This window comes from Herbaspirillum sp. B65 (genome assembly GCF_000333555.1).
Lineage (GTDB): Bacteria > Pseudomonadota > Gammaproteobacteria > Burkholderiales > Burkholderiaceae_D > Herbaspirillum > Herbaspirillum rubrisubalbicans.
The window spans coordinates 1-10,603 of record NZ_BADI01000904.1 but is presented as its reverse complement, the minus strand read 5'-3'; the positions used below and the strand labels follow the sequence as shown (position 1 = coordinate 10,603).

General features: G+C 62.9%; 9 protein-coding genes and 4 pseudogenes. 5 read left to right on the top strand and 8 right to left on the bottom strand.

From position 1 onward, the window contains the following. Window positions 1–314, top strand: a pseudogene (locus I5W_RS29135) (M81 family metallopeptidase); the annotation flags it as partial. On the opposite strand, the pseudogene I5W_RS21335 reads toward I5W_RS29135, so the two are convergent. The 6 genes and pseudogenes from I5W_RS21335 to I5W_RS21315 all read right to left on the bottom strand — a co-directional run. Continuing rightward, window positions 314–592, bottom strand: a pseudogene (locus I5W_RS21335) (carbohydrate ABC transporter permease); the annotation flags it as partial. The pseudogenes I5W_RS29135 and I5W_RS21335 overlap by 1 nt on opposite strands. Continuing rightward, window positions 580–1,458, bottom strand: coding sequence for a carbohydrate ABC transporter permease (locus tag I5W_RS21330; protein ID WP_044530737.1), 879 nt, complete (start codon window positions 1,456–1,458; stop codon window positions 580–582). The gene I5W_RS21330 and the pseudogene I5W_RS21335, both read right to left, overlap by 13 nt. 72 nt (window positions 1,459–1,530) lie before the next feature. Further along, window positions 1,531–2,802: an ABC transporter substrate-binding protein gene (locus tag I5W_RS21325; protein WP_044530736.1), complete on the bottom strand. Its 1,272-nt coding sequence runs from the start codon at window positions 2,800–2,802 to the stop codon at window positions 1,531–1,533. A gap of 195 nt (window positions 2,803–2,997) precedes the next feature. Then, complete coding sequence (locus I5W_RS34295) at window positions 2,998–3,534, bottom strand: sensor histidine kinase (protein WP_374702150.1); 537 nt, start codon at window positions 3,532–3,534, stop codon at window positions 2,998–3,000. A 12-nt stretch (window positions 3,535–3,546) separates the two neighbouring features. Beyond that, window positions 3,547–4,337, bottom strand: a pseudogene (locus I5W_RS33620) (sensor histidine kinase N-terminal domain-containing protein); the annotation flags it as partial. A 40-nt stretch (window positions 4,338–4,377) separates the two neighbouring features. After that, the gene (locus tag I5W_RS21315) at window positions 4,378–5,049 is read right to left on the bottom strand and encodes a response regulator (RefSeq protein ID WP_017453929.1); all 672 of its coding nucleotides are present in this window, start codon (window positions 5,047–5,049) and stop codon (window positions 4,378–4,380) included. Between the two features lie 169 nt (window positions 5,050–5,218). On the opposite strand from I5W_RS21315, the gene I5W_RS21310 reads away from it, so the two are divergent. The 4 genes from I5W_RS21310 to I5W_RS21295 all read left to right on the top strand — a co-directional run bounded on the left by I5W_RS21310 (window position 5,219) and on the right by I5W_RS21295 (window position 9,227). Then, window positions 5,219–6,271, top strand: coding sequence for an ABC transporter substrate-binding protein (locus tag I5W_RS21310; protein WP_044530735.1), 1,053 nt, complete (start codon window positions 5,219–5,221; stop codon window positions 6,269–6,271). Window positions 6,272–6,337: 66 nt separating this feature from the next. After that, complete coding sequence (locus I5W_RS21305) at window positions 6,338–7,351, top strand: ABC transporter substrate-binding protein (RefSeq protein WP_017455493.1); 1,014 nt, start codon at window positions 6,338–6,340, stop codon at window positions 7,349–7,351. A 126-nt stretch (window positions 7,352–7,477) separates the two neighbouring features. Beyond that, complete coding sequence (locus tag I5W_RS21300; protein WP_017453926.1) at window positions 7,478–8,305, top strand: ABC transporter ATP-binding protein; 828 nt, start codon at window positions 7,478–7,480, stop codon at window positions 8,303–8,305. Between the two features lie 67 nt (window positions 8,306–8,372). Continuing rightward, a complete protein-coding gene (locus I5W_RS21295; RefSeq protein ID WP_044530734.1) occupies window positions 8,373–9,227 on the top strand; it encodes an ABC transporter permease in 855 nt (284 codons plus the stop codon). A gap of 53 nt (window positions 9,228–9,280) precedes the next feature. Here the strand turns inward: I5W_RS21295 and I5W_RS21290 are convergent, their stop codons facing one another. After that, window positions 9,281–9,967, bottom strand: a complete 687-nt coding sequence (locus I5W_RS21290; RefSeq protein WP_017453924.1) for a Fe2+-dependent dioxygenase — start codon at window positions 9,965–9,967, stop codon at window positions 9,281–9,283. Between the two features lie 27 nt (window positions 9,968–9,994). Further along, window positions 9,995–10,603: pseudogene (locus I5W_RS21285) on the bottom strand (TonB-dependent receptor); the annotation flags it as partial.

The window sequence follows — 10,603 nt, the reverse complement described above, 5'->3', positions numbered from 1 at the left end:
ACCTGCACGGCGCCATGGTGGCGAAGAATGCCGACGATGGCGAAGGGGAACTGCTGGAAAGCATCCGCCGCATCGCCCCGCACACACGCTTGGCGGTGGCGCTGGACCTGCATGGCAACGTCACGCAGAAGATGGTGGCCAATGCCGACATCATCGTCAGCTTCAAGACCTATCCGCATATCGACATGGCCGAGACCGGCGAACACGCGGCACGCCTGTTGCTGGCCTTGCTGCAAAAAAAATCGCAACCCACCATGGCCTGGCGTCAGGTACCGGTGCTATCGGCCACGCTGACCAGCAATACCTCGGCCTCAATCACGTAGGCCGCCGGCACGCCCATGAGCGTGCCCAGCAGCACGGCACTGCCGACGATGACGGCGCTGTTGGTCAGCCCCACCAGGACTTCCGGGCTGCCGATGACCTGGCGATAGTTTTCCAGTGTCGGCGTGAAGATAAAACGCGGGGTCGGCGTGACGATATCGAGCAGCGTCTTGAGCGAATTGAGCAGTGCCCACAGCAGCGGGAACACAGCCACCAGCACCAGCAACAGGCCCACGCCCCAGACGGCGCCGCGTGCGATCAGTCTTCCCATTGGCTCACCCGTTTCCAGATCAGGGTAAAGATCAGCGTGGTGGCCGCCATCATCAGCACCGCCATGGTGGAGGCATACGAGACCTTGCCCGACAGCCCGATGCCTTGCGCATAGGCATACATGTCCAGCGTCTCGGTGGCGACGCCGGGCCCGCCCTTGGTCATCACATAGATCAGGTCGAAGGAGCGCAGCGACTCCACCATCTTGATGAAGACCAGGCTGATGATGGGCGCCTTCAACATCGGCAGGGCGATGTAGGCATACACCTGCCAGGTGCGCGCGTAGTCCAGCCGCGCCGCTTCCAGTGGTTCGGGCGGCAGCGTCTCCAGCAGTTTCAGGACGATCACCGCGAAGAACAGGCCCCACTGCCAGATATCGACCGCCGCCACCGCATACAGCGCCAGCACCGGGTCCGACAGGAAGGCTGTGTCATGGATGCCGAGCAGTCCCAGCAGCCAGCCCAGGATGCCAGTCAGCGGCGAATACATGAACTTCCAGATGAAGGCCGCCGACACCCGTGGCAGCAGCACCGGCGTGATCAGCAACACGCACATGGCATGACGCCATTTGCCGTGCACTTGCTCGAACAGATAGATGGCAATGAGCACGCCCACCACCAGTGCGCCGAGCACGGTTACCACTTCCCAGATCGCCGAGACTTCGATGGCGTTGAGAAAGCGTCGATCCGACAGCAGTCGCTCGATATTACGCAGCCAGACGTAGTCGCTCTCGGGATAGCGCAGCACCCGGTTCTTCAGCGCCAGGTTGATGGCCGCCACCGTCGGCACCAGGCCCAGCACCAGCATCACCAGCAGCGGCGGGCCCAGGAACAGGTAGGGCAGCGAGGTCTTTCCACGGTTGAACATGCAGGACTCCAGAGGCCGCCGTGGCCCAGGACCACGGCGGTAACAGTGTGAACAGGCCCTAAATGAAGTTACTTACTTGCGCACGTGTTCCATGGCCTCGCGGGCATACTGGTTGGCGTCGTTGAGGGCGCCCGGAATATCCTTTTGGGTGCCCGTGAAGATTTCTTCCAACGCCACGCCCAGGTTGTCACCGATGTCCGGCCATTGCGGGCTGGGCCAGATGGTCAGCTTGGAGACTGGCGTGGTGTCCTTCAGGCCAGCCAGAATTTGCGGCTTGACGTTCTTCTGGAAGTAGTCGCTCTGGATGGTGCTGCTGCGGTTGTAGTCGCTGAAGACCTTTTCGCGCAGGCGCGCCTGCTCCTGTTCCTTGCCGGTGGCAAAGGCGATGAACTTGCCGGCGGCCTGGCGCGTGCATTCATCCTTGGCCCCCACCGCCGAGATCGCCAGACCGTGGCCATAGGCGGCCGAGGGCAGCGGTGCCGGTGGGCGCGCATAGCCGACCTTGTCGGCCACGCTGGACTTGCTGGCGTCTTCCATCCAGTCGGCAAAGGGCGTGGACTCGATCATGAAGGCCACCTTGCCGGAGCGGAAGGCTTCCAGCGCATTGCTCCAGTCGTAGGTCGCCGCACCAGGCGGGGCGTACTTGAACAGCTCGGCATACAGTTGCGTGGCCTTGACGGCCGCCGGCGAATTGAAGCTCGGCTGGTTGTTCTTGTCGGTCCAGCTACCACCGGCGGCCAGCATGAAGGGCGCCCAGCGCCACACGTTCATGCCCGAACCGCGCTGGCCGCGCGCTACCCAGCCATAGACGCTGGGTGGCGAATGCAGTTTCTTGATGTCGGCCACCAGTTCATCCAGCGTGCGCGGCACCGGCAGGCCGGCTTTTTCCAGCAGGTCGCGACGATAGAAGAGGAAGTCGGAACCACCGATCAACGGCGCGAAGTAGGCCACCTCCTTGTAGCTGGCCACGGCGCGGCGGCCCGGCAGGAAGTCTTCGTAATCGGCATCCTTGGGGTAATACTTCAGCAGCGGCACGATCCAGCCGGCCGAGGCGAACTCGGCCACGTTGGCTTCATCGACGTAATACACCTGGTAGGAACCGGCCTTGGTGGCGGCATCCAGGCGCGACTTGGCGCGGCGGTCGTTCTCGCCGAAGTAGCTGATCTCGATGCGGGTGCCGGTGCGCTTCTGGTAGTCGGGCAGCGATTTTTCCATCACCGTCAGGCCCAGGCTCTTCTGCGCCAGCACCTTCAGCACGGGGACATTGCAGGACTGCGCCGATGCCACCAAGGGCAGGGCAGCGCCAAGGACGGCGCACGCGGCGCCCAAGCAGATATTGTTCACGGTTTGTCTCCTGGTATTTTTATCGTTCAGGGCGGCTGCCTGCCCGGGGGGAATGGCGCGGCACCCGTTTGCCGAGCTAGCGGCAGGAGCAAGAGTACGAGCGCAGGGCGCGCCGCTCCACGCCAAAAGCGGGCGGCGGGCTGATACTTTTTGAGCGGAATTTGTGTGCGCTGCGAGATTTTGTATTGCTGACCTTCAACCAACCTGCGGCGGCAATGCCGGCAGGCAGACCGTGGCCACCAGCCCGCTGCCCTGGGCCGGCGCATCCAGTCGGATCGATCCCTGTGAGGCCTGCACGATCTCGCGCACGATGGCCAGGCCCAGGCCGGAGCCCGGTTGGTCCGGCGCGGCATTGCGATAGAAGCGCTCGAACACGCGTTCGCGTACCTCGGCGGGGATGCCGGGGCCATTGTCGCTGACCGTGATGATGACCTGGCTGCGCTTCTTCTCCAGCCCCACGGTGACCTTGCCGCCTTGCGGCGTATAGCGCAGGGCATTGTCGATCAGGTTCATCAACAGGCCACCCAGCTGGGCTTCATTGCCGTTGACCAGGGCGCTCTCCAGCGTGGTTTCCAGGCCCAGGTCGATGCCTTTCTTCAAGGCCAGTCCGGCCAGCTCTTCCAGCACCATGGCCGCCACCGCCAGCAAATCCACCGGCGCGCGCGGGAAGGCGCTGCTGTTGGAGGCCTCGGCCTGCGAGAGCAGCAGCAGCTTGTTGGTCAGGTCGGTCATGCTGCGGCTGCCTTCCTGCAAGGCCGCCAGCACCTGCGCCACGCGTGCCGGATCGTCCAGCTGGCGCGCGAACTGGATCTGCGAATCGATCACCGCCAGCGGTGTGCGCAATTGGTGCGCGGCATCGGCCACGAAGCGCTTTTGCACCGTCACCTGGGCATTGAGCCGTTGGATGTACTGATTGATGGCTTCCACGATGGGTCGCAGCTCCTGCTGCAAGCCGCCGGCGCGCAGCGGCGTGAGCGAATCCGGCTCGCGGGTGGTCAGTTCATCCTTCAAGGCCAGGATCGGGCGCAATTCCATCGTCATGCCCAGCACCACCAGGCTCATGGCCAGCAGCAGCAAGACCATCTGGCGCCGCAGCGAGGCGTGCCATTGGGCGTCGATCATCTCCTGGCGGCCTTGCATGGTCTGGCCCACCGAGACCGCCACCATGCGCAACGTGCCTTCATCGAACAGGGCGCGGATATAGCTGAACACGCGCAGCGGCTTGCCGTTGAGGTGGTGCTGGTATAGACCGGGTAGAGCGCCGCAAAGTCGGGCTCGGCCGGGAAGTCGGGGCGGCCGGCCAAGAGCGTGTCGTCGTCCATGCGCACCTGGTAGTAGACCGCGTCCTGGGCCGGCGAGGCGAACAGTTCCAGCGCCGCCGGCGGGATCGAGACCACCGGCGCGCCATCGTTCCAGCCGACCTGGCCGGCCATCATGCGCGCCGACGCCAGCAGCGCCCGGTCCTGCACCAGGGTGGCGCTGGCCACGGCATTGTCGTAGGCGTCGCTGGTGGATAGGCCGACGTAGGCCGCCATCGGGATCAGCAGCCACCACAACAGCCGCAGGCGCAGGCTGTCAATCATCTTTCTGCTTCAACAGGTAGCCCAGCCCGCGCAGGGTCATAATGGCGGCGCTGGAGTGTTCCAGCTTCTTGCGCAGGCGCGAGATATAGATTTCGATGGCGTCGGCGCTGGGTTCTTCGGACAGGCTGAAGACGCCCTTCATCAGGGCCGTCTTGGACACCGTCTTACCCTGCTTCAACATCAGCACTTCCAGCACGTCATGCTCGCGCGCCGGCAGCGCCAGGGTCACGCCGGCCACCGCGAACTGGCGCGTATTGCTGTCGTAGACCAGGTCGCCGCAATGGATCTCGGCGGCCTTGTCGGCGCTCTGACGACGCACCAAGACCTTGATGCGGGCCACCAGTTCGCGGATCTCGAAGGGCTTGACCAGGTAGTCGTCGGCGCCGGCGCCCAAGCACTCCACCTTTTCATCGATGGAGCCGCTGGCTGTGAGGATCATCACCGGCACGCCATTGTGGCGCTCGCGCAGGCGGCGCAGCACATGCTTGCCGTGCAGCTTGGGCAGCATCAGGTCCAGCAGCACGACGTCGTAGTTCTCATCGCGCAGCACCTGGTCGGCGATCTCGCCATCGGCGGCGATATCGACCTTGAACTTGTGTTCCTTGAGGATCTGCTCCAGCCAATGGGCGAGCTGGGGATTGTCTTCGATGAGGAGCAATTTCATGCGGTGGTCTCGTGTTTCTTGAGGTTCTTTTATGCTGCATTGCAAAGCAAAAAGCCGGAATTTGGAAAGCTGGATGAAGGTTTCGGCTTCTTAGAATAGGCTCGCAAGTCTACAAGAAGTGAAGATGGCTTCAGACCATCTCGCCCAAAAAATTTAGGAGACAATCATAATGCGTGACGATTTTAGCGTCTTGCCCGCCCCCAACCGCCCGTTGCGCCGTGTTCTCATGGCCCTGGGCGTCACCGCCATCACCGTCTGTGCGCTGGGCCTGAGCGCCCCGCAAGCCCGGGCGGCCGACAAGATCATCATCATGGTCGGCGGCATCAACAAGCTCATCTACCTGCCGCCCAAGCTGGCCGAAAGCCTGGGCTACTTCAAGGAAGAAGGCCTGGACGTGGAGCTGCAATCGCAGCCGGCCGGGGTCGATGCCGAAAATGAACTGCTGGCCGGCGCCGTGCAGGCGGTGGTGGGCTACTACGATCACTCCATCGACCTGCAGAGCAAGGGCAAGGAAGTCACTTCCATCACCCAGTTGCTGCTGGTGCCGGGCGGCATGGAAATGGTGCGCGCCGACCTGGCCGATAGCGTGCGCAGCATGGCCGATCTGAAGGGCAAGACCCTGGGCGTGACCGGGCTGGGGTCTTCCTCCAGCTTCATCGCCCAATACCTGGCCAATCGTGCTGGCCTGAAGGCCGGCGATTATTCGATCCTGCCGGTGGGCGCCGGCAATACCTTGATCGCCGCCATGAAGCAAAAGCGCGTGGACGTGGCCTGGACCACCGAGCCGACCACCTCCATCCTGCTGGCCTCGGGCGCGGCCAAGGTGCTGGTCGACATGAGCAGCGTGGACGGCACCAAGGCCGCGCTGGGCGGGCTCTATCCGGCTTCCAGCCTGTACGTGCATCGGGCCTGGATGAACAGCCACAAGGCCGAGTCGCAAAAGCTGGCGCGCGCCTTCGTCAAGACCCTCAGGTACATCCAGACTCACTCGGCCGAAGACATCGCCGACAAGATGCCCAAGGATTACTACGGCGGCAACAAGGCCATCTATGTGCAAGCGCTCAAGGCTTCGCTGCCCATGTATTCGCCCGATGGCAAGATGCCCGCCGGCGGCCCCGAGCAGGTCTTGAAGGTGATGGCCGGCTTCAATCCCAACATCAAGGGCAAGAACATCGACTTGTCCAAGACCTTTACCAACGAGTTTGTGGACGCGGTAAAGTGAATTCTGCGGTTTATATGAAGGCACCGTAGAATCCACGGGCTTTCGCATCGATTTCCAGGAGTTAACGTGAACAAAAACATCCGTCATGGCTTGCTGTGGCTGGCCGTTGCCGGCACCGTGCTGGCGGCACTGCCGATGCAGGCCTGGGCCGCGGCCAAGATCACCATCATGGTGGGCGGCATCAACAAGATGGTCTACCTGCCGGCCAAGCTGGCCGAGCAACTGGGTTACTTCAAGGAAGAGGGGCTGGACGTGGAGCTGCAATCGCAGCCGGCCGGGGTCGATGCCGAAAACGAATTGCTGGCCGGCGCCGTGCAGGCCGTAGTCGGTTTCTATGACCACGCCATCGACCTGCAGACCAAGGGCAAGGAAATCACCGCCATCACCATCCTGGGCCAGGTGCCGGGCGAGGTCGAGCTGGTCTCCAGCAAGTCGGCGCCGCACTTCCAGAGCATGGCCGATGCCAAGGGCAAGACCCTGGGCGTGACCGGCCTGGGTTCTTCCACCAACTTCCTCACGCAATACCTGGCCGCGCGCCAGGGCATCAGTTCCAAGCAGTTCTCGGTGCTGCCGGTGGGCGCGGACAATACCTTCATCGCCGCCATGAAGCAGGGCCGCATCGATGCCGGCATGACCACCGAACCCACCGCCTCGCAGCTGTTGAAGACGGGTGATGCCAAGGTACTGGTGGACATGCGTACCGTGGAAGGCACCGTGCAGGCGCTGGGCGGGCTCTATCCAGCCTCCAGCGTTTATGTGCAGCGCAGCTGGCTCAACAGCCACAAGGAAGATGCCCAGAAGCTGGCGCGCGCTTTTGTGAAGACGCTGCGCTTCATCCATACGCATACGGCCGAAGAGATCGCCGACAAGATGCCCAAGGACTACTACGGCAACAACAAGCCGCTGTATATACAGGCGCTGCACAATTCGCTGCCCATGTATTCGCAGGACGGCAAGATGCCCAAGGGCGGGCCGGAAACGGTGCTGGCGGTGCTCTCGGGCTTCAATCCCAACGTCAAGGGCAAGCATGTGGACCTGTCCAAGACTTACACGGATGAATTCGTTAATGCCGTGAAGTAATTCATGAAGTCAATGACGGGCTGGACTGGTGGTCAGTTTCGTTTAAATCATATAAATCATTTACGCCATGATGCGCCCCGGTGCGTCAGGGGCGCACTCAACCTCAAGCCAGGAAAGAGTCTTCCGATGAACGCGATCAACCAGCACGCCTTCACTCCCGCCAGTCAGGCTGCCCAGGCCACGCCGGCCATCGAACTGCACAACGTGAGCTGCCGCTTCATCACTGCCGATGGCCGTGCCACGGTGGCGCTGCGCGACTTTTCCATGAGCGTGGCGCGCGGTGAATTCGTGGCCGTGGTCGGCCCCACCGGTTGCGGCAAGTCGACCACGCTCTCGCTCATCACCGGCTTGTTGAAGCCGACCCTGGGCGAGGTAAGGGTGATGGGCCAGGTGGTCGATGGCATCGATCCGCGCATCGGTTTCGTGTTCCAGAACGATGCCGTCTTCCCCTGGCGCAGCGTGCGCGACAACGTCGCTGCCGGGCCCCTGTTCCGTGGCCAGCCCAAGGCCCAGGCACACGCGCTGGCCGATGAATGGATCCGCCGCGTGGGCTTGGACAAGTTCGGCGACCATTATCCGCACCAGCTCTCGGGCGGGATGCGCAAGCGCGTGGCGCTGGCCCAGACTTTCATCAATAGCCCCGAGATCCTGTTGATGGATGAACCCTTCTCGGCCCTGGACATGCAGACCCGCACCCTGATGCAGGATGAATTGCTGCGCCTGTGGTCGGCCCATTCCGGCTCGGTGGTGTTCGTCACCCATGACCTGGAAGAAGCCATCGCCTTGGCCGACAAGGTCTATGTCTTGACCGCCCGTCCGGCCACCTTGAAGAGTGTCTATCCGATCGACCTGCCGCGCCCGCGGGTGATGGAAGAGGTGCGCTACGAACAGCGCTTCATTGATCTCTCGCGCCGCATCTGGGCCGATCTGCGCGAAGAAGTGCATATCGCGTGATGCCTGTCTACATGGAAGCGCACTGACCAACGTCGAACATCATTTTGAAAAAATACAGGGGACTCTCATGACACAAGCACAAGCCAGCCACAGCGCCGCGACGATGGATATCGCCGCCGTCGAAGCCGAGGCCCAGCGCAAGATCCGCGCACGGCGCAACCTGGTCATCGGCCTGCGCATCGCCATCCTGGTAATCGTGCTGGGCGGCTGGGAAGTCTGCGCGCGCATCGGCTGGATCGATCCCTTCTTCTTTTCGCAACCCAGCCTGATCGTGGCGCAGATCTATGACTGGATGGTCGAAGGGACTTCACAGGGGCCGTTGTGGACCCAGGTGCTGGTGACGCTGGAGGAAACGGTACTGGGATTTCTGATCGGCTCGGTAGCCGGCGTCATCGCCGGCATCGTCCTGGGGCGCAACAAGTTGCTCTCGGATGTCTTCAGTCTCTATATCCAGATCGCCAATTCGATTCCGCGGGTGGTGCTGGGCTCCATCTTCGTCATCGCCTTTGGCCTGGGCATGGCCTCCAAGGTGGCGCTGGCGGTGGTGATGGTGTTCTTCGTGGTGTTCGCCAATGCCTTCCAGGGCGTGCGCGAGGCTGACCGCTACATGATCGCCAATGCTCAGATCCTGGGCGCCTCGCGCCGCCAGGTGACCATGGCCGTGGTGATCCCCTCGGCGCTGTCGTGGATCCTGGCCAGCCTGCACGTGAGTTTCGGCTTTGCGCTGGTGGGCGCGGTGGTGGGTGAATTCCTGGGGTCCAAGCAGGGCATCGGCCTGCTGATCTCGACCGCCCAGGGCGCCTTCAATGCCAGCGGCGTGTTTGCCGCCATGATCGTGCTGGCGGTGGTGGCGCTGGCGGCGGACTGGTTGTTGCACGCGCTGGAGCGACGTCTGTTGAAGTGGCGTCCGCAGGCCTTCTGATGGGCTCGCGTTAATTTGACTAAACGATATAAATCATTTGCGGGGAGGGGCGATCAGGTATCGCTCCATTGCCGCAGCAGGTTGTGATAGCACCCCACCAGCGTGCGCCGCGCCAGGGCGTCGGCTTCGGTCTGGTTCAGGCGCTGGATGGCGTTGTCCATCTCGAACAGCAACTGGCGCTGGGCATCGTCGCGCACCAGGCTCTGCACCCAGAAGAAACATCCCATGCGCACTCCGCGCGTGACCGGGGTCACGGTATGCAGGCTGGTGGCGGGGTAGAGCACCATGTCGCCGGCAGCCAGCTTGACGCTGTGCATTCCATAGGTGTCTTCGATCTGTAGTTCGCCGCCGTCATAGTCGGCCGGATCGGCCAGAAACAGCGTGGCCGAGACATCGGTGCGCAGCTTGCGGCCATTGTGCGGATGGATGCGCACGCTGCCATCCACATGCGCGCCAAAGTTCATGCCCTGGCCATAGCGGTTGAACATGGGCGGATAGATGAGATTGGGCAGGGCCGCGCTGATGAAGCGCGGATGCCGTTCCAGCGCGCTGACGATGATGTGCTGGCAGCGCTGGGCCAGTTCCGAGCGTTCATCGATCTGCTGGTTGAACTTGACCGGCGCCCCCTGGTAGCCGGCCGTCACGCGCCCATCCACCCAGGCCTCGCCGGCCTCATTGAGCAGCTTGCATACTGCCTGCAAGGCTTGCGGGTCGAGTAGTTGGGGGATGGTGATGAGCATGGGCACGTTTCCTTCTGGCGTGGCTGATTACATACGATAGGTCAGCGACAGCAGCGCGGTGCGGCCCGAGCCGGGGACCGAACGACCGCCATCGGATTGGATCAGGGCATCGTAATACATCTTGTTGGTCAGGTTGTACAGGTTCAGGCGGATGTCGTAGGCCTTGGTGGTATAGGCCAGCATGGCGTCGTAACGGGTGTAGCCGCCGACCTGCACGGTGTTGGTGGCGTTGGCATAGCGCTGCGACATGTAGTTGACGCCGCCGCCGACCTGCCAGTGCGGCGCCAGGTCGTAGGTGCTCCAGAGCGTGAAGGTGTGCTTGGGGGTATTGATGGGTACCTTGCCCACCGAGGTGTCGGCTACCGCGCCGCCCACCACCTTGGCATCCAGGTAGGTGTAGTTGGCGGCCACCTGCCAATCGCGGGTGATGCGGCCCGTCGCGCCAGCGCGTGCGCCATTGACGCGCACCGTACCGGCCAGCGCGTAGACGCCGGTGCCGACCTGGCTGCGTGCATTTTCCTTGGTGATCTGGAAGCCGGCGGCGGTCAGCGCCACGCCCTCGGCCACGTCCCACTTGCCGCCCAGTTCATAGGAACGGGTCTTTTCCCGGGTCCAGGTTCTGCTGGCCAGCGGTGC